Below are 23217 nucleotides of genomic sequence, written 5' to 3'. Positions count from 1 at the left end.
GGTCCGGCCGGGGCTCAGGTCCGCATCGCGGCGATCTGCCGGATCAGGTCCGCCACCCGGACGATGCCCAGGCAGCGGTTGAGCTCGTCGGTCACCACCAGGTCGTCGTAGACGCGGGCCGCGTCCCGGCCGGCCGCCTGCATGGCGGCGATGGCCGGGGTCGTCCTCGGGACGGTGCGCGGCGGGTCGGCCAGGCGCTGGGCGGGCTTGGAGCCGTGCAGGGCGTGCCCGTACCGGGCGGCGAACGACAGCAGGAAGCGGCTGCGGTCGAGGCTGCCCTTGGGGCGTTGGTACTCGTCCACCAGGATGACGCTGGTGATCGTGGGCTCGTGCCCGAACGCCGCCACCGCCTCCTCCGCCCTGGCCCCGGCCGGCAGCGTCACCGCCGGGAGCAGCATCTCCTGCACGCGCGGCCCGAGCATCAGCGTGTCCGGCGACTCGTCGGCCACGGGCAGCGGCACCCGGATCTTGCCGTCCGGGCCGGGAGCCAGCAGCGGGCCGTGGGCCAGGCGCACGCCCAGCCCCCTGGCCACCGCCACCTGCCCCTCGCGCTCGACGCCGGGGGCCAGCACGTGCGCGCCGATCCCGCGGGCCAGCGTCACCACCGCGCGCGCCACCGCCGCCGCCCGGTGGTCGCCCGGCAGTCTGGTCACCAGCTCCTCGTCCAGCCCCAGCAGGTACGGCGCGGAGTCGGTGACGACGTCCAGCGCCGGGCCGCCCGCGCCCACGTCGGCGAAGCCCAGCAGGTAGCCGATCGTGCGCAGCCCGTCGAGGCCGACCTTGAGCAGCGGGCGGTCCGACTCCTGGCACGATCCGGTGAGCATCAGGATCGCCTCCCGGGGGTGCCTGCCCGCCCGCCGGAGGGCCTCGTGGAGGGGGGCCAGCGCCCCGGCGCCCGCGAGCACCACGTGCAGGGGCAGTTCCAGCACCATGGGCAGCGGTGCCGCCCGGAGGACGCCCGCCGGGTCGACGACCGCGGGCTGCGCGATGACTGCCCCGGTGTCAAGATCCACCATGGGGCTGGTGAGCAGGGAGGACACGTTCAGATGATCCGGCCGGCACGGGTACGGCAGAAGTCCCCCGAAACGAAGTTCACCGACATTTCCGCTATAGTTCCCCCCTTTCCGTGAAGGGAATGTCGTTCGGTTACCCTTCCCGCATGAGCGCGCGTCCGGCCAGAGGCGGCGGCCGGTGGGTGACGGTGCCGCCCGAGCGCGTGCACCCCTGGATCGACGGGTTCGCCGCCCGCCACGGGCCCTTCGAGGCCACCGGCGACGACCGCGTGGTCCGCCTGACCGCCGTCGACGGCGCGCTGGCCGAGCTGCACGCGCCGTTCCCGCCCATGGCCCCCGGCCCGCCGTACGTGACCGGGCTGGTCGCGCACGCGCGGGCCGCGCGGCGGGTGGGCGTCCTGCTGGTGCGGCTCGGCGGTTACGCGGCCGGGGTGTTCCACGGCGCCGAGCTGCTGGAGTCCAAGGTCGGCTCCCGGCTGGTGCAGGGGCGTACGGCGGCCGGCGGGTGGTCGCAGCAGCGCTTCGCCAGGAGGCGGCAGAAGCAGGCGGCCCAGGCGTTCGACAGCGCGGCGGACACGGCCGTGCGGGTGCTCGTGCCGCGGCTGGGGGAGCTGGCGGCGGTGGTGCTGGGCGGCGACCGGCGGGCGGTCGACGCGCTGCGCGGCGACCGGCGGCTCGCGCCGGTGTTCGCGCTGGAGAGCGAACCGTTCCTGACGGTGCCTGACCCGCGGCTCGCGGTCCTGCGCGAGACGCCCGCCCAGTTCCGCGCCGTGCGGATCCGCGTGGTCGACCCGTCCTGAGGTGACGGCGCGCGGTCGGTCGGCGGCGCTGGTCAGAAGGCCGGGGAGCGGTCAGGAGGCGGGGAGGAAGGCGTCGGCGTGGTCGGCGAGGAAGGCGGCCAGGGTGCGCGGCGGCCGGCCGGTGACCTCCTCGACGGTCGTGGTGATCTCCGCCCAGCCGGTCCGGCTCAGCGTCGCCTGCGCGGTGGCCAGCTCGGTGGCGAACGGCTCCGGGATGCCCTGCCCGGCCAGCCGCGCGGCCATCTCCGGCACCGGCAGGTCCACGTAGGAGACGGGACGCCCGAGCACGCCGGTCATCGTCGCGGCGATCTCCTCGTGGCTGGGCGACTCGGGCCCGGTCAGCAGGTAGGAGCCCGAGGCCCCCACCGGCCGGGTCAGCAGGGCGGCGGCCACGGCGGCGATGTCCCTGGCGTCGATGTAGTTCATGCCGCCGGTGCCCCAGGAGCCGTGGAAACGGTCGCCGCGCACCTCGCCGAGGAGGTTCTGCATGAACCCGGTCGGCTGGAGGATCGCGTGCGGCACGCCCGAGGCCCGCAGGTGCTCGTCGACCTCGCCGTGGGGTCCGGCGCTGAGCGCGGCTCCGGGGGCGGCGTCGCGTACGGAGACCTCGACGATCTGCGCCACGCCCGCCTCGGCGGCCAGGTCGATCACCTCGTTGAGCCGCTCGGCGAACGCGGGGAACGGCGAGCTGTTGAGGAACAGCCGGTCGCCGGGGGACAGCAGCCTGCCGATCGTCTCCGGGGCGGTGAAGTCGCCGACGGCGTGCCGTACGCCCAGGTCGGCGGGCTTACGGGACACCGCGAGCACGTTCTGGCCGGCGAGCTGGGCGACCAGGGCCCGGCCGATGGAACCGGTCGCACCGGTGATCACGATCATGATGACCTCCTAAGTGGAATCTCTTCGTCCGCTTGGCTGGACGGTACACTAAGCGGAAACAGTTCGTCCACTTAGGAGGTCGCCACGTGCGCGCGGACGCCAGAAGGAACCTGGTCAAGATCCTCGACGCGGCCGCCCAGGTCATGGCCGAACGCGGCGTCAACGCGCCCATGGAGCTCATCGCGCGGCACGCGGGCGTCGGCGTGGGCACCCTCTACCGCCGCTTCCCCGACCGCGAGGCGCTCATCGCCGCGCTCGGCGAGCATTACGTCCAGTCGCTGGCCGAGGCCCTGGAGCAGGCCACGGACGGCGAGCGGGACGCCTGGAGCGCGCTGCGCGGCTTCGTGCTGTGGGCCGCCGCCCCCGGACGCGTCGCACTGGCCGCCGCCCTGGCCCACCTGCCGCAGGAGGCGATCGCGGGCACGGCGGAGTTCGCCGAGAGCAAGGAGCGCTGGCTCGGCCTGCTCCAGGGGCTCGTCCGCCGGGCCCAGTCGGAGGGCGGCATGCGTCACGACGTGACCTGGGAGGACGTCGTCAGCCTGCTCAACGTCTTCGCCTGCCATCCGGACGGGTTGCCCGGCCCGGTGGCCGCCCGTCCGGAGAAGTATCTGCACCTCATGCTCGACGGGATGGCCGCCGGCGCGGCGACCCCTCTTCCCGGCTGAGACCGCCCGTCCCATGCGTACCGCGGGGCACCTGGAGCCCCTATAAGCAGAGGTAGCGCCTGGCACGGGGGCCCTACACTGATCTGTATGCATACTCCCGATTGACCGGCGGTCGCACGCCCAATCCTCGTTTCCTAGCTCGGGAGTGTCCGCCAACATGATCATCGCCAGTGACATCGAGCTGCGCGCGGGCGCGCGTCTGCTCATCGAGAACGCCTCCTTCCGGGTCAACCCCGGCGACAAGATAGGTCTGGTCGGCCGCAACGGCGCGGGCAAGACCACGCTGACCAAGGTGCTCGCGGGCGAGGCACTGCCCGCCGCGGGCGCGGTCACCTCCTCCGGCAGCGTCGGCTACCTGCCCCAGGACCCCCGTCAGGGCGACCTGCAGGTGCTGGCGCGCGACCGCATCCTGTCCGCGCGCGGCCTCGACGAGGTCCTGCGCAAGCTGCGCGAGGCCGAGGTCGGCATGTCCTCGGCCGACGAGCGCACCCGCGAGAAGGCCGTCAGGAAGTACGGCCGGCTCGAAGACCAGATGCACGTGCTGGGCGGCTACGCGGCCGAGTCCGAGGCCGCCTCCATCGCCTCCAGCCTCGGTCTGCCCGACCGGGTCCTCGGCCAGACGTTGCAAACGCTTTCCGGCGGTCAGCGGCGCCGCGTGGAATTGGCGCGAATTCTTTTCAGCGGAGCGGAAACTCTCCTTCTAGACGAGCCGACAAACCACCTAGATGCGGACTCAATCGGGTGGCTTCGTGATTTTTTGCGCTCTCATCAAGGTGGCTTGGTGATCATCAGTCACGACGTCGGCCTTCTTGAAGCCACGGTCAACAAGGTCCTCCACCTCGACGCCAACCGCTCGGTGATCGACCACTACAACGTCGGCTGGACGGCCTACCTGGCCCAGCGCGAGACCGACGAGAAGCGCAGGAAGCGCGAGCGGGCCAACGCCGAGAAGCAGGCGGGCGCGCTGCTGGCCCAGGCCGACAAGATGCGCGCCAAGGCCACCAAGGCCAAGGCGGCCCAGGACATGATGCGCCGGGCCCACCGCCTGCTGGCCGGCACCGAGGAGGAGCGCCAGAGCGACAAGGTCGCCCGCCTGCGCTTCCCCGAGCCCCGGCCGTGCGGCCGCACGCCGCTCATGGCCGAGGGCCTGTCGAAGTCCTACGGCTCCCTTGAGGTGTTCACCGACGTCAACGTGGCCATCGACCGAGGTCACAGGGTCGTCATCCTCGGCCTCAACGGCGCCGGCAAGACCACGCTGCTGCGCATACTCGGCGGCATCGAGTCCCCCGACACCGGCGACCTCAAGCCCGGCCACGGCCTGAAGGTCGGCTACTACGCCCAGGAGCACGAGACTCTCGACCCTTCTCGTACGCTGCTGGAGAACATGCGTTCGGCGGGCGGCGAGTTCACCGACACCGAGTTGCGCAAGGTCCTCGGCTCGTTCCTGTTCTCCGGCGACGACGTCGACAAGCCCGCCGGTGTCCTGTCCGGCGGCGAGAAGACCCGGCTGGCGCTGGCCATCCTGGTGTTGTCGAGCGCCAACGTCCTGCTGCTCGACGAGCCCACGAACAACCTCGATCCGGTCAGCCGCGAGCAGGTTCTCAACGCTCTGAGGTCGTATTCAGGAGCAATCGTCCTCGTCACCCATGACGAGGGTGCCGTTGACGCCTTGTCACCGGATAGGGTGATCTTGCTGCCTGACGGAACTGAAGACGCGTGGAGCGACGAATTTTCCGATCTTGTGGCACTTGCCTGATCTTAATTTGAGTGGGTACGGATCTTTTCCCGTGGAGTAGGTAGCCGATCCCGCTGAAATGACTGATCATGGCGGAGTAACGCTGCGGAAGTCCGGCACTACAGGAGGTACTCGTGGCCGAGACACTGAAGAAGGGCACCCGGGTCACCGGGGCCGACCGGGAAAAACTGGCCGGCGATCTCAAGAAGCGCTATGCGCAGGGCGAGAGCATCCGCGCCCTGGCCGCTTCGACCGGTCGGTCCTACGGGTTCATCCACCGCATCCTTAGCGAGTCCGGTGTGACTCTGCGCGGGCGCGGCGGGGCGACTCGAGGCAAGTCCAAGCGCTGACGGCTGCCTCGGTACGTGCGACCGCAGCCGCCCGTCCCTTGTCAGTCGCTGTCGCGCCCGAGCCAGAATCATATTCTGTAAGCTCGGGCGCGACGGTCAGCCTTGGTCTCGCACCCCGTGCGCGACCGGACGGAGGGAGCAGGCGATGGCGGAAGCACAGGCGCAACAGCGCGGGGGGAACGCGGAGGACGTCTCTGCCGAAAGGCTGGCGGAGATCGGGCTTCGTCATGAGGTGGACGGTGAGATAGCGACGATCACGCTGGACCGGCCGGAAAAGCGCAACGCACAGACGTTCGCGACATGGTCGGCGCTGGCTCGCATCGGCGAGAGCCTGCCCGAGCAGGTGCGCGTCGTCGTCGTCAAAGGTGAGGGACCGTCCTTCTCGGCAGGAATCGACCTGCGGATGTTCACACCAGAGGGAGTGCCCGGACAGGGCTCGTTCAGTTCGGCCGCCGCAACCGACGGCGAGACCTTCGAGCAGCGCATACGTCAGGCCCAGGACGGGTTCCTGTGGCTGCGCCGCCCGGAGATCGTCTCCATCGCCGCCGTGCAGGGGCACGCGATCGGCGCGGGGTTCCAGCTCGCGCTCGCCTGTGACCTGCGCATCGTGGCCGACGACGTCACCTTCTGCATGAAAGAGCCCGCACTGGGCCTGGTCCCGGATCTGACGGGGACCAAACCGCTGGTCGAGCTGGTCGGACTGGCCAAGGCGATCGACATCTGCCTGACCGCCAGGAACGTGTACGCCGAGGAGGCCATGCGCATCGGCCTCGCGGAGCAGGTGGTCGCCGGGGGCGACCTGGACAAGACCGTACAGAACAAGATCGCGGAGCTGCTGTCGACGAACCGGGACGCGGCGGTGGCGACGAAGCGCCTCCTCCAGGGGGCGCGGGCGCGCTCCCTGGAGGAGCAGAGTGCGGCCGAGGGCAGGGAACAGGCCAAGCGCATCACATCCCTGTTCGGACCGCGTTAGAGCCACCGCTCGGGGGCGGGGCTCTGGTTCGCCGTGAGCGGATCGTGGAATCGCCGGGTGTCCTCGTGACGCTGACCCGGGGGAGGAGGAGGGATCCCCCGTATGGCGATGATGGGAGGGGGCTTCGGCCCTCATGTCTGGACGTCGCTGCGCCGTGACGGCTCGGTGACCAAGCAGCGCATCGCGCCGGGCACGGTCCGGCGCATCGGGCGGCACGCGCGCCCGCACACCAGGAAGATCGTGGCGTTCCTGCTGCTCGTGACGGTGGGGGCGGTGATCGTGGTCGCCAACCCGCTGCTGATGAAGGCGATCATCGACGACGGCATCCTGACCGGGCGCACCGGCGTGGTGATCGGCCTGGCCGTGGCCATCGCCGCGCTCGCGGTCCTCGACGCCGGGCTGACGCTGGCGCAACGCTGGTTCTCCGCGCGCATCGGCGAGGGGCTCATCTACGACCTGCGCACCGAGGTGTTCGACCACGTGCAGCGCATGCCGGTGGCCTTCTTCATGCGGGCCCAGACCGGCGCGCTGGTCAGCAGGCTCAACAGCGACGTGATCGGCGCCCAGCGGGCGCTGACCAGCACGCTGTCGTCCGTGGTGTCCAACGTGGTCAGCCTGGTCCTGGTGCTGGGCGCGATGCTGGCGCTGTCGTGGCAGGTGACGCTGGTCGCGCTGGTGCTGCTGCCGATCTTCATCGTGCCCGCCAAGTACGTCGGCCGGCGCATGTCCGCGCTCACCCGCGAGCAGATGCAGCTCGACGCCGAGATGAGCTCGGTCACCACCGAACGCTTCAACGTGGCCGGCGCCATGGTCGCCAAGCTCTACGGCCGGCCCGAGGACGACGCGGCCACCTACGCCGCCCGCGCGGCCCGCGTCCGCGACGTCGGCGTGACCGTCGGCATGTACGGCACGGTGTTCCGGGTCGCGCTCGGCCTGGTCGCCGCCCTGGCCACCGCGCTGGTCTACGGCATCGGCGGCGTGCTCGCCGTCGGGGGCGCCTTCGAGCTGGGCACCCTGGTGGCCCTGACCGCCCTGCTGATGCGCCTGTACGGCCCGCTGACGTCCCTGTCCAACGTGCACGTCGACGTGATGACGGCGCTGGTCAGCTTCGACCGCGTCTTCGAGATCCTCGACCTCAAGCCGATGGTCGCCCAGCGGCCCGGCGCGCGGCCGGTGCCCGAGGGGCCGGTCACCATCGACTTCGACGACGTGCGCTTCCGCTACCCGTCGGCCGAGGAGGTCTCGCTGGCCTCACTGGAGTCGGTGGCCCGGCAGGACTCCGGGGGGCCGTCGCAGGAGGTGCTCAAGGGCGTCTCGTTCACCGCCCGTCCCGGGGAGATGATCGCTCTGGTCGGCCACTCCGGCGCGGGCAAGACCACCATCACCTCCCTGGTCTCCCGCCTCTACGACGTCGGCGCGGGGGCCGTCCGGATCAACGGGCTCGACGTGCGCGAGGCCACGCTCGACTCGCTGCGCGACACCGTCGGCGTCGTCATGCAGGACGCCCACCTCTTCCACGACACGATCGGCGCCAACCTCCGCTACGCCCGGCCCGGCGCGAGCGACGAGGAGATCCGGGACGCCCTGCGCGCCGCACAGATCGGCGACCTCGTCGAGGGGCTGCCCGACGGGCTCGACACCGTCGTCGGCGACCGCGGCTACCGGCTGTCCGGCGGCGAGAAGCAGCGGCTCGCGCTGGCCAGGCTGCTGCTGAAGGCGCCACGGGTGGTCGTGCTCGACGAGGCGACCGCGCACCTCGACTCCGAGTCCGAGGCGGCCGTGCAGCTCGCGCTCAAGAAGGCCCTGCAGGGCCGTACGTCGCTGGTCATCGCCCACCGGCTGTCCACGATCAGGGAGGCCGACGAGATCCTCGTCGTGCACGACGGGCGGGTGGCCGAGCGCGGCCGGCACGAGGAGCTGCTGGAGCGCGGCGGCCACTACGCCGAGCTCTACCGCACGCAGTTCAGCTCGGGAGGTAGCCCAGCCGGGTGAGCTCCTGGCGAGCCACCTTCTCCACCAGCTCCAGGTCGGCCGGCCGCAGCCGCTCGCGCCAGGCGCCGACCTCGGGGGCGCGGGAGCCGTACAGGGCGATCTTGGACACCCGCGTCTCCAGGAAGCCGGTGAGCGCGGCGATCGTCTCGGCGGGCTTGAGCGCCAGGTCCTCGTAGCGGACGGTGAGGAGCTGCTGCTCGGGCAGCTCCCGGCGCAGCTCGGCGCTCAGCCGCACGGCGCTGCGCCAGCGCAGCGCCGCCTTGCCCGCCGCGGGCATGCCCTTCCACCGGTCGAGGTGCTCGTCCTTGTTGACGCCGAGGAAGGTGTTGGGGAACTCGGTGCTCTCGGAGAGCATCGCGGGCTTGAACCAGGCCAGGCACGCCGGGTCGCCGAGCATGCCGGCGACGGCGTCCCTGCCGTCCCTGATCAGCTGGACGAAACGGGCGTCGGGGAACGCCTGGAGCAGCACGAGCGCGCTGTAGAGCAGGTCGGGGCTGCCGTCGCCGAACCGCGTCACCTCCTCCGCCGCCACGCACGGGCCGCTGCCGGTCACGCCGCCCGCCTCCCGGCACGGCTCGGCGCACTGCGCGCACGAACGCGGGGAGACCTGCCAGGACTCGGCCAGCGCGTCGCGCAGCACGCGGACCGCGCCCGACGTGCGGCCGATGGACGGTTTGCGGGCGAAGGCGTACACGACGTGCGCCACGTTCGCGCGGCCCATCGTGACGTGGAAGCCCGGGGAGCGTTTCAGGGCACGGGCCAGCAGGTCCGCGCCGGAGTGCGGGGCGCCGAGCAGGAAGACGGGCCTGCGGACCTTGATGCCGTTGACCACGAGGATGTGGGGCGGAAGTCGCATACTGGACCACAAGTGTGACACCGTTTGGCAGGTGAACGAGCCAATCAGCGTTTCGGTGCTTACGCGGGCCCCGGCGCTCCCAGGCGTCCAGGAGTTGATCGATGCAGCAAGGTGACACCGTCGCGATCGTCATGCCGTCGGGGCCGCCCTCGGCCGTCCTGCTCGGGCGGGGTGTCGAGCGGCTGGAGGCCCGCGGTCTGAAGGTGGTGGCCGGGCCGCACGCGCTCGACCGCCAGGACCTCGACTACCTGGCCGGCGACGACGCCGCCCGCGCCGCCGACCTCCAGGCCGCCTGGTGCGACCCGGCCGTCTCGGTGGTCTTCTGCGGCAGGGGCGGCTACGGCGCGGCCAGGCTGCTCGACCTGCTCGACTGGGACGCCATGCGCGCGGCCGGGCCGAAGGTGCTCGTCGGGTCGAGCGACATCACGGCCCTGCACAACGCCTTCGCGATCGAGCTGGGCGTGCCGACGCTGCACGGCCCGATGCCGGCCTGCGACCTCATCGCCGGCGAGCAGGGCCCCGAGCCGAGCTCGTGGGAGAGCCTGTGGGCGGCGCTGGCCGGTGAGCGCGCGACCGTGCGCGGCGACCGGGTGCTGGTGCCCGGCCGGGCCGAGGGCGTGCTCACCGGCGGCAACCTGTCGCTGCTCGCCTCGATGTGCGGCACCCGGTACCAGCCCTCGTTCGACGGCAGGCTGGTGCTGCTGGAGGACATCGGGGAGGAGCCGTACCGGATCGACCGGATGGTGACGCAACTGCTCCAGGCGGGGGCGTTCGACGGGGTGCGCGGGATCGTGCTGGGGTCGTGGGTGGACTGCGGCGATCCGTACCCGGTGCTGGTGGACCGGCTGGCGCCGCTCGGGGTGCCCGTGGTGGCCGGGCTTCCGGTGGGACACGGGTCACCACAGATGAGCGTGTGGCTGGGGGAGCTTGGGGCTATCGATACCGAATCGTGCTCCCTGGCTGGTCCGTTCCGCGATGGGGAGCAGGCAAGGTAGGAAGACACGTAAAGGGACGAACCCGACAGAGGGGACGGTGTGTGAGCTTCTTCAGGCGCGACCCTGAGCCCTCCCGCCGGCCGATCGAGGACGTCGACCTCGACTCCCTGCTCGGCCTCGTGGCGGAGTCCCTGGGGTTCGTGTGCGAGTTCGCCCGCGACGGCGCGTCGCTGACCCTGCGCGGCGACGGTATCGCCGAGCTGGTCGTGAAGCTGACCGGGCTGCGCCGCGAGGCCGGGCGCCGGGCCAGGGAGGACTGGCCGGTGCTGGTCTCCGAGCACCTCGCGCACGCCCTCGCCACCGCCGACGAGCGCTACGACGCCTGCGACCTCGACCAGGTCGCGTCCCTGCTGCGCACCCGGGTGGAGGCCGTCGACGAGGTCGCCGACCTGACCCGGGTGGTGGGGCGGCACCTCAACGCCGACCTGGTGGAGCTGCTGACCGTCGGCTCCCGCCTGGTGCGGCCCGAGGAGGCCGGCTGCTGGCCCGTCCCGACCGCTCAGGCGCTCGACCTGGCCGTCGCGAACGTCCGGCGGGAGGAGCGGCTGCGGGCCGAGACCATCGAGCTGGGCGGCACGCCGGTGACCCGGCTGACCGGCATGACCCCGGCGGCCGCCACCCATCTGCGCTGGCTCGGCGACCACCTCGCGGTGCCCGCCGACGGGGTGCTGGTGGTGCTGCCGGACCCGTACACGATGCTGGTGCACCCGGTGGACGGCATCGGGGTGGTGCGGGCCATCGAGCGGCTGCGGGTGCACGCGGCGCGTACGGGCGGGATGAGCTCGCAGGTCTACTGGTGGCACCAGGGGCGGCTGACGCTGATCCGGGCCGACATCGTGGTGCAGCAGGGGCAGACGAGGCTGGTGGTGGCGCCGCCGCCGGAGTTCGCCCGCATCATCGCCCGCCTGGCCGTCTGACCCGCCGGACGGCTCACCGGCCCCGCGGCGGGTGTTCCCCGTGGCGCAGGGCCGCGCAGCGGGCGCGGACCGACTCCGCCTGGGCGTCCCCGAGGGTGTCGTAGCACTCCAGGGCCCGCCTCCAGGCGTTCAGGGCCTTGGCGGGGTCGCCGGCGGCGGCGTGCGTGTCGCCGAGCCGCACCAGCGTCTCCGCGGCCGGGTGCGGGTCGTCGCAGGCCAGCAGGAGCTCGGCCGCCCGCTCGTAGCAGGCCACGGCCCGTCCGTGGTCGCCCATGGCGTCCAGGACGTAGGCGACGCTGTCCCAGGCGTGGCCCTCGCCCTGGGCGTAGCCGAGGTCGGCCAGGATGCGCTGTGCCCGGCTGCAGTCCGCGTACGCCTGGTCGTACTCGCGGCGCTGGGCGCGCCACCAGCCGGCGTTGTTCAGCGCGCGGGCCTGGCCGATGGCGTCGCCGCCCGCCTCGAACAGCTCCAGAGCCCGCAGCGCGTGGCGCAGCTCCTCGCCGGGCCGCACCCGGCTGACCGGAACGGCCAGGCCGAGGTGCAGGTGCGCCTCCAGGACCGGCTCCCCGAGGTCGCGGTGCAGCTCGACGGCCCGCTCGAAGTGCGCGACCGCCAGCTGGTCGGCACCGAGCTTGGCGTGGGCGCGGGCCAGGCGGCTGTGACAGCCCGCCTGGGCCAGGAGGTCGCCGAGCCGCTCCGCGCACTCCAGCGCCACCTCCTGGACGCCCAGGATCTCCTCCCAGGGGCCACGGCGCTGCATGAACTCGCCGAACCCCCAGGCGAGCTGCCAGGCGTGCCGGTCCAGCCCGGCCCGCGCCGCCTCCGCCACCAGCGCGGGCAGCGCCACCGACTCGGCGGCGTACCAGCGCAGGGCCTCCTCCGGGGCGGTGAAGCGCTCGACGGTGACGCCGCGGGCGGGCCGCGCCGGGGCGAGGTGCTCGCGGTGCGGGTAGCAGGCGGCGCTGGCCGCGCAGGCCGAGTGCAGGTAGTGGTCCAGCAGGCGGCGCGTGGCGGCCCGGCGGGTGGCCGGGCGGTCGGCGGCCCGTGCCTGCTCGGCGGCGTACGCGCGCAGCAGGTCGTGCAGGCGCGGCCGGCCGCGGGCCGACAGCTCGACCAGGTTGGCGCGGTCGAGCTGGTCGACGAGCCCGCGGGTGCGCTCCACGGGCAGGCCGGCCAGGCTCGCGACCGCGGCCAGCGCGAGGTGCGGTCCGGCCTGGCCGCCGAGCCGGCGGAACAGCCGCGCGGCCTCCTCGGGCAGCTCGCGGTAGGACCGGCCGAACACGGTCCGCAGGTCGATCGCGGGATCGGTGTCGGCGAACGGCTCCAGATCCGTACCCGCGCGGTCCAGACCGGCGGCGATCTCGGCCAGGGGGAGGTCGGAGCGGCGGACCGTACGGGCCGCCACGATGGCCAGGGCCAGCGGCAGGCGGCCGCACCTGTCGACGATCAGCTCCGCGGCCTCGGGTTCGGCGGCCAGGCGGTCCGCGCCCACCCGGGCGGCCAGCAGGCCGTGCGCCTCGTCGGCGGACAGGACGTCCAGGTGCAGCAGGGACGCGCCCACGGTGACCGACAGCGCGGGCAGCTCCGTCCGGCTGGTGATCACGGTCAGGCAGCCGGGCGCCGTGGCCAGGAGCGGGGTGACCTGCTCGGCGGCGCGGACGTCGTCCAGCACGACGAGCACCCGGCGGGTGGCCAGCAGGCTCCGGTAGAGCCCGGTCCGGTCCTCGACGCCCAGCGGGATCCGGGTCTCCGGCACGCCGAGCGCGCCCAGGAAGCGGGACAGGACGGCTGAGGCGTCGGCCGGGTCGAGGGCGCCGAGGTGGGCGTGGAGCTGGCCGCCGGGGAACCGGTCGCGGTGGTGGTGCGCCCAGTGCAGCGCCAGCGAGGACTTGCCGACGCCGGGCGGTCCCGAGATCACGCAGACGGCCACGGAGCCGGCCAGTCGCTCCAGCTCGGCCTTGCGGCCCACGAAACCGGCGAGCCGGGCGGGCAACTGCGCGGGAACCGGCGGCGCGTCCACGCCCGGCGCGGTCCCGCCCGGAGCGTCCCCGCCCGGCGGGCCCGGCGGGGGCTCCGGTGCCGCCTGACGGCGTGTTCCGGTTGTCCGGCCTGTCCCGCCTGTTCGGAGGAGCAGGTGGTGGAGGTCGCGGAGGGCGGCGCCGGGTTCGACGCCCAGTTCCTCGGCGAGGGTGCGGCGTACGCCGGCGTAGCGGGCCAGTGCCTCGGCGGTCCGGCCGCCCTCGTGCAGCGCCTCGATGAGCGCGACGGCCACCAGCTCGTCCAGCGGGTACGCCTCGGCCAGCGGCGACAGTGCCGCGACCGCGGCCCCGGGGTCCTCGGCCGACACCGTACGGGCCCAGCGCAGCACGACCTCCTTGCGCTCCTCCCACAACCGCCGGCGCACCCGTTCGGTCCACTCGCCCGGCAGCCCGGTCAGCGGGTCGCCGCGCCACAACGCCAGCGCCTCCTCCAGCGGCGGACGAGGATCGGCCGCCGTCGCCGCCACCTCGGCCAGGCTCCGGAAGCGCCGCAGATCCACGCCCGGCTCGGCCACGTCGAGCTGATAGCCGCCGACCCGGCGCAGCACGCGGCCCTCGTCGCCGAGCACCTCGCGACGCAGCCGGGTGATGATCGTGTACAGCGTGTTCCGCGCGCCCGGCGGCACGCGTTCGCCCCAGATCCGGGCCTCCAGCGTCTCGGCGGGCACGACCCGGCCCACCTCCCAGGCCAGCGCGGCGAGCGCGAGCGCGGCCTGCGGAGGCCGTACCGGCCTGGTCTGATCCGCGCGCTCCAGCTCCACCGGTCCGAGCAACCGAATCATCATGATCTTCGAGCCTAATCAAGGGGGACCGGTTCATCCCGCGTTGTCACGTCTTCGAGACGGCATTGAGAAGTCATTGAGAAGTCGCTCAGACGGCCGGGTGAGGCTGCCCGGGTCAGTTCGTCCTCCCGCCGGGCGGATCCGGCGGGGATCACGGAAGGCAGGGGTACATGCGTATTCTCACCGGACTCTGCGACCGTCTCGTCGCGCGTCTCGTCCCCCAGGTGACCGCCGCGGCGGCCGGTTGCTGGGTCGAGCGGAAGAACGGTCTGTGCCGCCGCTGCTGCGACTACGGCGACAAGGGCGTCAGGTGCAACGGCTGGTCGACGTACTGCCTGTAGGCACCGCGATCTGACGTGACGGGCCGGGCTCCGCCGACGGGGTCCGGCCCACTGTCCCCCGTGACGAGGAGGTCTCAGTGATTCACGCCCTGGCGGCGGCCGTGCTGGTGCTGGCGGCGCTGACCGTGCTCAACCTGATGGTGGGCCTGGGGATCGTCCGCCGGTTGCGGGCGCACGCCGAACGGCTCGACGCCCTGGACGGATCCGCCGGCGGCCCGCCGCCCTCGCTCGAACCCGGCGACACGGCCGCGGAGTTCCTGCCGGGGGCCGACCTGCCCGCGCGCACGCTGGTCGGCTTCTTCTCCCCGTCCTGCGCGCCGTGCGAGGAACTGGCCCCCCGGTTCGCCGAACTGGCCGCCACGATGCCGCGCGCGCGGGTCGTCGCCGTGATCGCGGGCCCGCCCGGCGAGGCGGAGCCCATGCGCGCGCTGCTCGACCCGGTGGCCACGGTCTTCGCCGGCGAGCCCGACGGCGGGCAGCCGGCGCGGGCGTTCAAGGTCGAGGTCTTCCCCAAGGTCTTCCTCGTCGACGACAGCCGTACCGTGCTCGCGGCCGGACACGACCTGGCCGGCGTGACGGCGGTCGCGCGTGGCTGAGCGGTCCGGGCCGCTCGCGGTGGCCCGGCTGGCCTGGAGCAGCGCGCCGGCCATGGTCGTCGGCTACCTGGCGGCCACCCTGGCGCAGGCCGCCGTCCCGATCGCGGCGGCCTGGTTCACCAAGAGCGTGTTCGACGTGCTGACCGCCCACGACGGATCGGTGACGGGCCCGGCGCTCGGGCTGGCGGCGAGCGGGCTGGCCGCCGGCGTGCTGCCGAGCCTGTCCGGCTACGCCAACGCCGCCCTGGGCAGGGCCGCCGGGCTGCGCGCCACCGACCGGCTGTTCGCCGCCACCGAACGCTTCGCCGGACTGCGCCACTTCGAGGACCCCGCGTTCCTGGACCGGCTGCGGCTGGCGCAGCAGGCCACCGTCACCTGTCCCACGCTGCTCGGGTCCGCCTTCGACGTCGGCAGGGCCGCGCTGACGGTCACCGGGTTCCTCGGCGTGCTGGCCGTGGTCGATCCGTGGCTGGCGGCCGTCGTGCTGGCCTCGCTGGTGCCGGCGCTCGCCGTACAGCTGCGCCTGGCCAGGAGGCCGGTGGCGATGCTCTGGCAGACCAGCCACGCCGAGCGGCGGGAGCTGTTCTACGGACAGCTCCTGACCAGCGCCGAGGCCGCCAAGGAGGTCCGGCTGTTCGGGATCGGCGGGTTCCTGCGCGGGCGGATGCTGACCGAACGGGCCCGCATCGACCGCGCCGAGCGCCGCCTCGACCTGCGCCGCCTGGCCGCGAACGGCGCGCTCGAACTGCTGGCGGCGCTGGTGGCCGGAGGCGGGCTGCTCTGGGCGGGCGTGGCGGCGGGCGCGGGCCGGATCGGCGTCGGCGACGTGGCCATGTTCATCGGCGCGATGGCCGGCACACAGGCGGGGCTCAACACGATGGTGCAGATGATCGCGCAGATGGCGCAGAGCCTGCGCCTGTTCGGCCACTACCTGGACGTCGCCGGCACCCCCTCCGACCTGCCCGTGGCGGCGGCCCCGGCGCCGGAGCTGCGGCACGGCATCGAACTGCGCGACGTGTGGTTCCGCTACGGCGACGAGCATCCCTGGATCCTGCGCGGCGTGAGCCTGTTCATCCCGCGCGGCCACAGCCTCGCCCTGGTCGGCCTGAACGGCGCGGGCAAGAGCACCCTGGTCAAGCTGCTGTGCCGCTTCTACGACCCCACCAGGGGCACGATCCTGTGGAACGGGACCGACCTGCGCCGCCTCGACCCGGCCACCCTGCGCGCCCGCATCGGCGCCGTCTTCCAGGACCACATGGCCTACGACCTGACCGCCGCCGAGAACATCGGCCTGGGCAACCTCGCCCAGCTCGGCCACCGGCCCGCCATCGAGGCCGCGGCCCGGCAGGCCGGCGTGCACGACACGCTCGCCGCCCTCCCGCACGGCTACCGAACCCCGCTGACCAGGCTCTTCGTCGGCGACGACGGAGAGGGAGACGGCGCGCGGGCCGGGGTCGAGCTGTCGGGCGGGCAGTGGCAGCGCGTCGCCATAGCCCGCGCGCTGCTGCGCGACGCCCCCGACCTGATGATCCTCGACGAGCCCAGCTCCGGCCTGGACCCCGAGGCCGAGCACGACGTGCACGTCCGGATGCGGGCCGGGCGGGCGGGGCGTACCGGGGTGCTCGTCTCGCACCGGCTCAACACCGTCCGCGACGCCGACCTCATCGTCGTGCTGGAGGAGGGACGGGTGGCCGAGCGGGGACGGCACGAGGAGCTGATGGCCCGGCGGGGCCCCTACGCCCGGCTGTTCACTCTGCAGTCCGCCGGTTACGTCGAGGAGCCGGCCGGATGAGCTACCTGGCCGGGCTCGTGCTGGTGGTGGCCGCCGCCTTGGTGTGGGCGCGACGGCGGTTCCTGTCGGTACGGGTCGAGGGCGTCAGCATGGAGCCGACGCTGCGGCCGGGGCAGCGGCTGCTGGCCCGGCGGGTCGAGGGGACGACCGGCGACATCGTGATCGTGCGCAACCCGAACGCCACCGCCCCCAACCCGCCGTTGCTGGTCAAGCGGCTGGTCGCGGGCGGGGGCGAGCGGCTGCCCGCCGTCCTGGGCGGCGGGCTCGTGCCCGCCGGGCGGATCGCCGTCCTCGGTGACAACCCGCGGCGCAGCGTGGACTCGCGGCACTTCGGTCTGCTGCGCGCCTCCGACGTGGTGGCGGTCGTCAGGTCCCGGCAGCGGGGGAGCGGCGGCACGCCGGGATGACGCGCGGACCTCCCCGGGCCCGGCGGCCCGGGAGGTCCGGCCCGCTACGGGGCCTGGTGTCCCACGTAGTCGCGCAGGTGCACCGCGGTGAGCGAGTCGCCCTCCGCCACGAGCCGCGCCGGGGTGCCGGTGAACACCACCTGGCCGCCGTCGTGGCCGGCGCCCGGACCGAGGTCGATGATCCAGTCGGCGTGGGCCATCACGGCCTGGTGGTGCTCGATCACGATGACCGTGTTGCCGTCGTCCACCAGCCGGTCCAGCAGGGCCAGCAACTTGTCCACGTCGGCCAGGTGCAGGCCCGTGGTGGGCTCGTCCAGCACGTACGTGGTGCCGTTCCTGGCCATGTTGATGGCCAGCTTGAGCCGCTGGCGCTCGCCGCCCGACAGCGTGGTGAGCGGCTGGCCGAGCCCGACGTAGCCCAGGCCGACCGAGTGGAGGCGGTCGAGGATCGTCCTGGCCTGGCCGGTGGTGAAGAACTCGCGCGCCTCGGCCACCGGCATCTCCAGGACCTCGCTGATGTTCTTGCCGCGCAGCCGGTACGTCAGCACCTCCGGCGTGAACCGCCGGCCCTCGCACGCCTCGCACACCGACGCCACGTCGGCCATCATCGCCAGCTCGGTGTAGATCAGGCCGATGCCCTTGCAGGCCGGGCAGGCGCCTTCGGAGTTCGCGCTGAACAGGGCCGGCTTGACCCCGTTGGCCTTGGCGAACGCCGTGCGGATGGGGTCGAGCACGCCCGTGTAGGTGGCCGGGTTGCTGCGCCTGGACCCGCGGATCGGCGACTGGTCGGCCACCACCACGCCCTCGCGGCCGGAGACGTACCCGTGGATGAGCGAGCTCTTGCCCGAGCCGGCCACGCCCGTGACGACCGTGAGCACCCCGAGCGGGATGTCCACGTCGACGCCCCGCAGGTTGTGCAGGGTCGCGCCGCGGACCTCCAGGTGCCCCTTGGCCGGGCGGACGCCGGTGCGCAGCGCGGCCCGGTGGCCGAGGTAGCGGCCGGTCAGGGTGCCGGAGTCGCGCAGGCCGCCGAGGTCGCCGGCGTAGCAGATGCGGCCGCCCCCGGTGCCCGCGCCGGGACCGAGGTCCACGACGTGGTCGGCGATCTCGATCACCTCGGGCTTGTGCTCGACCACGAGCACGGTGTTGCCCTTGTCGCGGAGCTGGAGCAGCAGGTTGTTCATCCGCTGGATGTCGTGCGGGTGCAGCCCGGCGGTCGGCTCGTCGAAGACGTAGGTGACGTCGGTCAGGCTGGAGGTCAGGTGCCGTACCATCTTCACGCGCTGGGCCTCGCCGCCCGACAGCGTGCCGGACTCGCGGTCGAGGCTGAGGTAGCCCAGGCCGATCTCGACCAGCGAGTCCAGCGTGTCGCGCAGCCCGAGCAGCACCGGGCCGACGCTCGGCTCGTCGATGCCCTTGACGAACTCGGCCAGGTCGTTGATCTGCATGGCCGAGCAGTCGGCGATGTTGCGGCCGCCGATGAGGGAGGACCTGGCGGCCTCGTTCAGGCGGGAGCCGCCGCAGGCGGTGCAGCCGGTCAGCTTGAGCGCCCGGTCGGCGAAGGCCCGCGCCTGCGGCTGCATCGACTCGCGGTCCTTGGCCAGGTACTGGCGCTTGACCTTGGTGACGAGCCCCTCGTAGGTGAAGTTGCTCGTGCCGTACTTGATCTTCGTGGCGGGCTTGTCGAGCAGGTCCGCCCACTGCTCGGGGGTGAAGTCGCGCAGCTTGGTGTCGGGGTCGTACAGGCCGGAGCCGACCATGATCTGCCAGTACCAGGTGTCCACCGCGAAACCGGGGACCTTGATCGCGCCCTCGTTCAGGGTCCTGTCCCGGTCGACCAGCTCGTCGACGTCGACGCCGGCGACCTTGCCGAGCCCCTCGCACTCGGGGCACATGCCCTCGGCGCGGTTGAAGCTGAACGCGAACGGCGGCCCGACCTGCGGAGAGCCGAGCCGGCTGAACAGGATCCGCAACATCGTGTACGTGTCGGTGGCGGTGCCCACGGTCGAGCGGGCGTTGGCGCCCATCCGCTCCTGGTCCACGATGATCGCCGCGCTCAGGTTCCGCAGCGAGTCGACGTCCGGACGGGCGAGGCTCGGCATGAAGTTCTGGACGAACGTGGTGTACGTCTCGTCGATCAGCCGCCGGGACTCCGCGGCGATCGTGTCGAAGACGAGCGAGGACTTCCCGGACCCGGACACGCCGGTGAACACCGTGAGGCGGCGCTTGGGCAGGTCGAGGTCGACGCCGGTGAGGTTGTTCTCGCGGGCGCCGCGTACCTGGATGATGTCGTGGCTGTCGGCGGCGGTGTGATCGGAGGAGCGGGCGCGTACGGCGTCGGTCTTGGCGCTGGTGGCCACGGAATCCCTTCTTGTCACATCAAATGGGGAGCAGGGTAGGCGATCGTACCGTACGCCATACGGTGGCCGTGGGCTCCTGGAAAACCGGCGATCAGCGGGACCGGGCGATCAACGACATGACGAGCGAGGCGGCCAGCGGCAGCAGCGTCAGGCCGGCCAGGAACAGCAGCCCGACCGGCCACAACCCCTGCCCGCCCGACCGCAGCTCGCCCACCACCCCGGCGGCGAAGTGCACGAAGAACGGCGCGGCGGCGACGGCCCCCCACAGCGGATGCGGGACGGCCCATGCGGCGAGCCCGGCCAGGACCGCCAGCGCGGCGAAGGCCGGAAGCAGCGCGGGCGAGTCGAGGACGTCCTTGGGCGCGTCCGGGGCGACCGCGGGCGCGGTCAGCACGCACACGGCGACGGCGGCGACGCCTCCGGCGATCAGGATCACTGCCCACAGCAGGGCGGAACGCGGCATCTCACTCCTCACACTGGTCCTGAGGGCCAGCATGCCCGCAGCGGGACCGGGGACACGAGCGCTCACCTACTCAACCCGCCTGAGGAGAACAGGCAAGCGTCGGCTCGACCCGCCTGAGGAGAACAGGCAAGCGTCCGGCTCGACCCGCCTGGGGAGAACAGGCAAGCAGGCGGGCCGCCTGGCTCAGCCCGGCTGCGGGGAGCCGGCGAGTTCTTCGGCCTCCAGGCGGGCCGTGGCCGCCGCCGCGTGGTCGCCCGCCGCCGTGTACGCCTCGGCCAGGCTGCCCAGCGCCCCCGCCAGGAACTCCTGCCACCCCCGCGTGCGCCACAGCCGCACCGACTCCTCCAGGTGCGTGACCGCCTCGTCCACCCGGCCCTCGGCCAGGTCCACCCCGCCCAGCACCCACAGCGCGTCGGCCCGGTGGTGGGCCAGCCGGTGGGAGCGGCTCAGCAGCTCGGCCGCCTCGGCGACCGCCCTGGCCCGCGGGTCGTGGTGCCCGGCGTACAGCTTGGCCAGCGCGACCAGGCCCATCGCCTCCAGCAGCGGGTCGCGGATCTGCCGGTAGATGGCCAGCGCCCGGACCATGTACTCCAGCCCGGCCTCGAACTCCTTGGCGTGGGCGTGGGCGAGCCCGAGGAACTGCAGGGTCGTGGCCTCGAAACGCGGGTTGCCGAGCTTGGCGGCCAGGTCGAGGCCGCGCAGCAGGTGGACGATGGCCATCTTGATGTCCCTGGTGCCGTAGGCCACGGCCATGCACACGTGCGCCCTGGCCTCGCCGCCCTGGTGGCCGCTGCGTTCGGCCAGTTCCAGCGCGAGGCGGCCCGAGCGCAGGCCCTGCGCCATGTCGCCCCTGGCGGCCTCGCCCCAGGCGCGCAGCACGTACGCGTCCGACAGGCCGCGCCGCTCGTCCAGGTCGGTGAACAGGGCGATGAGTTGTTCGGCGCCGTCGTACTGGGCGGCCATGGCCTCGCCGGTCTCGGTCCAGGTGGTGGCGTGCATGAGGCCGCGCCTGATCACCGCCTCGCCCAGCCGGTCGCCGGCGGCCAGGCACGCGGCCAGCACCCGCTCGTGCAGCGCCCGCCAGTCGTCGAACAGGCCGCTCACGTCGAAGTAGCGTTCGGCGCAGCAGGCGGTGTCCCAGGCGACCTCGGCCAGGCCGAGCGCGCACGCCTGCCGGATCGCCGCGACCAGCGCGGTGCGTTCGGTGTCGAACCAGGCCATCGGGTCCTGCCGGATCTCCCACGGCGTGCCGTCGGGCGAGCTCCAGCGCGCGGCCGAGCCGTGGATGATGGCCGAGGAGCTGCCCTGGACGCGTTCGGTCGCCTGCTCGGCCAGCGCGAGCCAGCCGCCGAAGGCCCGGCCGAGCGCCGCCGCGACCGCCTCGGGCCGGTCCTCCAGCTCGGCGCGCTCGCGGGCGTACAGGCGGACGAGGTCGTGGAAGCGGTAGCGCGGCTGCCCGGCCGGGTCGACGCCGCTGATCAGCACGAGCTGGCTGTCCACCAGCGACTCCACCAGCTCCTCACCCACCGGTACGGGCACGTCCAGCAGCGCGCCCGCCACCCATCCGGCGAAGTCGGGCACCTCCAGCGCGCCGAGCAGCCGGAAGGCCCGCCGCGCGGCCGGTTCCAGCCCCACGTAGCTGAGCGCCAGGCTGGCCCGGACCGCCAGGTCGCCGGTCGCGAACTGGTCGAGCCGCCGCCGCTCGTCCTTGAGCTGGCCGGCCAGCCGGGTCAGCGGCCAGTGCGGCCGGGCCACCAGCCGGGCCCCGGCCACCCGTACGGCCAGCGGGATCCCGTCGGAGAGCCGGACGATCTCCGCCGCCGCCTCGGGCTCGGCCTGCACGCGTCCGGCGCCGGCGATCCTGGCCAGCAGGCGCACGCCCTGCCGCAGGTGCAGCACCGACAGCTCGATCAGGGCCGCGCCGGACAGGCCGCTCAGCCTGGCCCTGCTGGTGATGACGACGGCGCAGCCGGACGTGCCGGGCAGCAGCGGGCGCACCTGCTGCTCGGAGGCGGCGTTGTCGAGCACGATCAGCATGCGCCGCTCGGCCAGGCTGCTGCGGAACAGCGCGGCCCGCTCGTCCACGGTCTCGGGCAGGGTGGAGCGCGGCACGCCGAGCGCGGTGAGGAAGGCGGCCAGCACCTGACCGGGGTCGGCGGGGCTGGCCTCGGCGCCGTGCAGGTTCGTGTGCAGCTGGCCGTCGGGGTAGTGGCGGGCGATGCGGTGCGCGGCGTGCACGGCCAGCGTGGTCTTGCCGACGCCGCCCATGCCCGCGATCACGCACATGCGCACCTGGCCGGGGCCCTGCGGCGGTTCGTCGCCGAGGAGGGCGGCGAGCTGGGCGAGCTGCTCGTCGCGGCCGGTGAAGTCGGAGATGTCGGTCGGGAGCTGGGCGGGCGGCCGCGCGGCGGGCGTCGCGGCGCCGGCGGGGGCCGGGTCGAGGGTGCCGGTGAGGATGGCCTGGTGCAGGCGGTTGAGCTCGTCGCCGGGGTCGAGGCCCAGCTCGGCGGCGAACACCCGGCGGGCCTCGCGGTAGGTGGCCAGCGCCTCGGCCTGCCGTCCTGACCTGGCCAGGGCGAGCATGAGCTGGCGGCGCGGGCGTTCGCGCAGGGGGTGCTCGGCGACCAGCTCGGTCAGCTCCGCGATGAGCACGGCGTGCAGGCCGCGGGCCAGGTCCGCCTCGATCCGCTGCTCCAGCGCCGCCAGGCGCTCCTCCTCCAGGCGGCGGGCGTGGTCGCGGAGCCCGGCGGTGAGGTTCAGCCCCGCGTACGCGGGGCCGCGCCACAGCTCCAGCGCCTGGCGCAGCAGCGCGGCGGCCCGTTCGTGGTCGCCGCCGGTCAGCGCGGCGCCGCCCCGGCCGGCCAGGGTCTCGAAGCGTTCGGCGTCCAGCTCGCCCGGGTGCACGGCCAGGACGAAGCCGGCGTCGGTGCGGGTGATGCGGTCCTGGCCGAGCGTGCGGCGGAGCTGGTGGACGTACAGGCGGAGGTTGTCGGCGGCGGTGCGTGGCGGGCGCTGCTGCCACAGGGCCTCGACGAGGGTGGCGGGGGAGACCGGGCGGCCGGCCCGGCACAGGAGCTCGGCCAGCAGGGTGCGCTGCTTGCCGACGCCGAGCGGCAGCGGCCCTTGGTCACCCGAGACGTGAAGCGGCCCAAGTACGGCGAACTCCATCGCGCTCCCGGCAAGGACGTTGGTGCACAAGGAAGATCAAAGCTGCTTCAATGTGCATCAACGTCCGACTCCCGTCAACCCTGTGCCGACCGGGAGA

Annotated in this window: 19 protein-coding genes; 12 read left to right on the top strand and 7 right to left on the bottom strand. The window is 73.3% G+C overall.

The annotated features are described in order from the left end of the window. Positions 1-14 precede the first annotated feature (14 nt). The gene (locus tag ACWCSU_RS44655; protein WP_357705777.1) at positions 15-1040 is read right to left on the bottom strand and encodes an EAL domain-containing protein; all 1026 of its coding nucleotides are present in this window, start codon (positions 1038-1040) and stop codon (positions 15-17) included. Between the two features lie 119 nt (positions 1041-1159). Here ACWCSU_RS44655 and ACWCSU_RS44650 point away from each other — a divergent pair, with 119 nt between their 5' ends. After that, complete coding sequence (locus ACWCSU_RS44650; RefSeq protein WP_449942516.1) at positions 1160-1813, top strand: acVLRF1 family peptidyl-tRNA hydrolase; 654 nt, start codon at positions 1160-1162, stop codon at positions 1811-1813. Positions 1814-1864: 51 nt separating this feature from the next. On the opposite strand, the gene ACWCSU_RS44645 is transcribed toward ACWCSU_RS44650, so the two are convergent. After that, on the bottom strand, positions 1865-2689 hold the full coding sequence (locus ACWCSU_RS44645) for an NmrA family NAD(P)-binding protein (RefSeq protein WP_449942515.1): 825 nt from the start codon (positions 2687-2689) through the stop codon (positions 1865-1867). Between the two features lie 86 nt (positions 2690-2775). On the opposite strand from ACWCSU_RS44645, the gene ACWCSU_RS44640 reads away from it, so the two are divergent. The 5 genes from ACWCSU_RS44640 (at position 2776) to ACWCSU_RS44620 (ending at position 8404) form a co-directional block, all read left to right on the top strand. Next, positions 2776-3354 carry a TetR/AcrR family transcriptional regulator gene (locus tag ACWCSU_RS44640; protein ID WP_449942514.1) on the top strand — a complete coding sequence of 193 codons (579 nt, stop codon included), beginning with the start codon at positions 2776-2778 and terminating at the stop codon, positions 3352-3354. Between the two features lie 157 nt (positions 3355-3511). Next, positions 3512-5110 (top strand): ABC-F family ATP-binding cassette domain-containing protein, encoded by a 1599-nt coding sequence (locus ACWCSU_RS44635; RefSeq protein ID WP_449942513.1) that lies wholly within the window; start codon positions 3512-3514, stop codon positions 5108-5110. Positions 5111-5223: 113 nt separating this feature from the next. Next, positions 5224-5439, top strand: coding sequence for a helix-turn-helix domain-containing protein (locus ACWCSU_RS44630; RefSeq protein ID WP_125642298.1), 216 nt, complete (start codon positions 5224-5226; stop codon positions 5437-5439). Positions 5440-5584: 145 nt separating this feature from the next. Further along, the gene (locus ACWCSU_RS44625) at positions 5585-6412 is read left to right on the top strand and encodes an enoyl-CoA hydratase/isomerase family protein (RefSeq protein WP_357705782.1); all 828 of its coding nucleotides are present in this window, start codon (positions 5585-5587) and stop codon (positions 6410-6412) included. Between the two features lie 102 nt (positions 6413-6514). Next, positions 6515-8404 (top strand): ABC transporter ATP-binding protein, encoded by a 1890-nt coding sequence (locus ACWCSU_RS44620; RefSeq protein ID WP_364098376.1) that lies wholly within the window; start codon positions 6515-6517, stop codon positions 8402-8404. Here the strand turns inward: ACWCSU_RS44620 and ACWCSU_RS44615 are convergent. Further along, positions 8376-9260 carry a sulfotransferase family protein gene (locus ACWCSU_RS44615; protein WP_364098373.1) on the bottom strand — a complete coding sequence of 295 codons (885 nt, stop codon included), beginning with the start codon at positions 9258-9260 and terminating at the stop codon, positions 8376-8378. The genes ACWCSU_RS44620 and ACWCSU_RS44615 overlap by 29 nt on opposite strands. 101 nt (positions 9261-9361) lie before the next feature. Here ACWCSU_RS44615 and ACWCSU_RS44610 point away from each other — a divergent pair, with 101 nt between their 5' ends. Further along, entirely contained in the window at positions 9362-10255 is an 894-nt protein-coding gene (locus tag ACWCSU_RS44610) for a S66 peptidase family protein (protein WP_449942512.1), read from the top strand. Positions 10256-10296: 41 nt separating this feature from the next. Beyond that, a complete protein-coding gene (locus tag ACWCSU_RS44605) occupies positions 10297-11172 on the top strand; it encodes a hypothetical protein (RefSeq protein ID WP_449942511.1) in 876 nt (291 codons plus the stop codon). 13 nt (positions 11173-11185) lie between these two features. Here ACWCSU_RS44605 and ACWCSU_RS44600 read toward each other — a convergent pair whose 3' ends face one another. Next, positions 11186-13996 (bottom strand): AfsR/SARP family transcriptional regulator, encoded by a 2811-nt coding sequence (locus tag ACWCSU_RS44600; RefSeq protein ID WP_449942510.1) that lies wholly within the window; start codon positions 13994-13996, stop codon positions 11186-11188. Positions 13997-14163: 167 nt separating this feature from the next. On the opposite strand from ACWCSU_RS44600, the gene ACWCSU_RS44595 reads away from it, so the two are divergent. From ACWCSU_RS44595 to ACWCSU_RS44580, 4 genes are all read left to right on the top strand, one after another. Next, positions 14164-14334, top strand: a complete 171-nt coding sequence (locus ACWCSU_RS44595) for a hypothetical protein (protein WP_357705789.1) — start codon at positions 14164-14166, stop codon at positions 14332-14334. 77 nt (positions 14335-14411) lie between these two features. Further along, positions 14412-14930: a TlpA family protein disulfide reductase gene (locus ACWCSU_RS44590; RefSeq protein ID WP_449942509.1), complete on the top strand. Its 519-nt coding sequence runs from the start codon at positions 14412-14414 to the stop codon at positions 14928-14930. After that, on the top strand, positions 14923-16722 hold the full coding sequence (locus tag ACWCSU_RS44585; protein WP_449942508.1) for an ABC transporter ATP-binding protein: 1800 nt from the start codon (positions 14923-14925) through the stop codon (positions 16720-16722). Before ACWCSU_RS44590 ends, ACWCSU_RS44585 begins: the two co-directional genes overlap by 8 nt. Then, positions 16719-17129, top strand: coding sequence for a S26 family signal peptidase (locus ACWCSU_RS44580; protein WP_449942507.1), 411 nt, complete (start codon positions 16719-16721; stop codon positions 17127-17129). The genes ACWCSU_RS44585 and ACWCSU_RS44580 overlap by 4 nt, the downstream gene beginning before the upstream one ends. A gap of 44 nt (positions 17130-17173) precedes the next feature. Here ACWCSU_RS44580 and ACWCSU_RS44575 read toward each other — a convergent pair whose 3' ends face one another. The 3 genes from ACWCSU_RS44575 to ACWCSU_RS44565 form a co-directional block, all read right to left on the bottom strand. Then, positions 17174-19489 carry an excinuclease ABC subunit UvrA gene (locus ACWCSU_RS44575; protein ID WP_357705793.1) on the bottom strand — a complete coding sequence of 772 codons (2316 nt, stop codon included), beginning with the start codon at positions 19487-19489 and terminating at the stop codon, positions 17174-17176. A gap of 91 nt (positions 19490-19580) precedes the next feature. Next, positions 19581-19952 carry a hypothetical protein gene (locus ACWCSU_RS44570; RefSeq protein WP_449942506.1) on the bottom strand — a complete coding sequence of 124 codons (372 nt, stop codon included), beginning with the start codon at positions 19950-19952 and terminating at the stop codon, positions 19581-19583. 183 nt (positions 19953-20135) lie between these two features. Further along, positions 20136-23120, bottom strand: coding sequence for a BTAD domain-containing putative transcriptional regulator (locus ACWCSU_RS44565; protein ID WP_449942505.1), 2985 nt, complete (start codon positions 23118-23120; stop codon positions 20136-20138). Between the last annotated feature and the right edge of the window lie 97 nt (positions 23121-23217).

Source organism: Nonomuraea sp. NPDC001699 (assembly GCF_053596455.1).
The sequence above is the reverse complement of the archived record's forward strand: the minus strand, read 5'-3'. Positions and strand labels throughout refer to the sequence as shown.

Excerpts from the sequence above, each read along its gene's own strand:
- ACWCSU_RS44600 (WP_449942510.1), bottom strand. The coding sequence starts at position 13,996 with ATGATGATTCGGTTGCTCGGACCGGTGGAGCTGGAGCGCGCGGATCAG.
- ACWCSU_RS44635 (WP_449942513.1), top strand. The coding sequence starts at position 3,512 with ATGATCATCGCCAGTGACATCGAGCTGCGCGCGGGCGCGCGTCTGCTC.
- ACWCSU_RS44580 (WP_449942507.1), top strand. The coding sequence starts at position 16,719 with ATGAGCTACCTGGCCGGGCTCGTGCTGGTGGTGGCCGCCGCCTTGGTG.
- ACWCSU_RS44610 (WP_449942512.1), top strand. The coding sequence starts at position 9,362 with ATGCAGCAAGGTGACACCGTCGCGATCGTCATGCCGTCGGGGCCGCCC.
- ACWCSU_RS44620 (WP_364098376.1), top strand. The coding sequence starts at position 6,515 with ATGGCGATGATGGGAGGGGGCTTCGGCCCTCATGTCTGGACGTCGCTG.
- ACWCSU_RS44570 (WP_449942506.1), bottom strand. The coding sequence starts at position 19,952 with ATGCCGCGTTCCGCCCTGCTGTGGGCAGTGATCCTGATCGCCGGAGGC.
- ACWCSU_RS44650 (WP_449942516.1), top strand. The coding sequence starts at position 1,160 with ATGAGCGCGCGTCCGGCCAGAGGCGGCGGCCGGTGGGTGACGGTGCCG.
- ACWCSU_RS44595 (WP_357705789.1), top strand. The coding sequence starts at position 14,164 with ATGCGTATTCTCACCGGACTCTGCGACCGTCTCGTCGCGCGTCTCGTC.
- ACWCSU_RS44565 (WP_449942505.1), bottom strand. The coding sequence starts at position 23,120 with ATGGAGTTCGCCGTACTTGGGCCGCTTCACGTCTCGGGTGACCAAGGG.
- ACWCSU_RS44615 (WP_364098373.1), bottom strand. The coding sequence starts at position 9,260 with ATGCGACTTCCGCCCCACATCCTCGTGGTCAACGGCATCAAGGTCCGC.
- ACWCSU_RS44625 (WP_357705782.1), top strand. The coding sequence starts at position 5,585 with ATGGCGGAAGCACAGGCGCAACAGCGCGGGGGGAACGCGGAGGACGTC.
- ACWCSU_RS44645 (WP_449942515.1), bottom strand. The coding sequence starts at position 2,689 with ATGATCGTGATCACCGGTGCGACCGGTTCCATCGGCCGGGCCCTGGTC.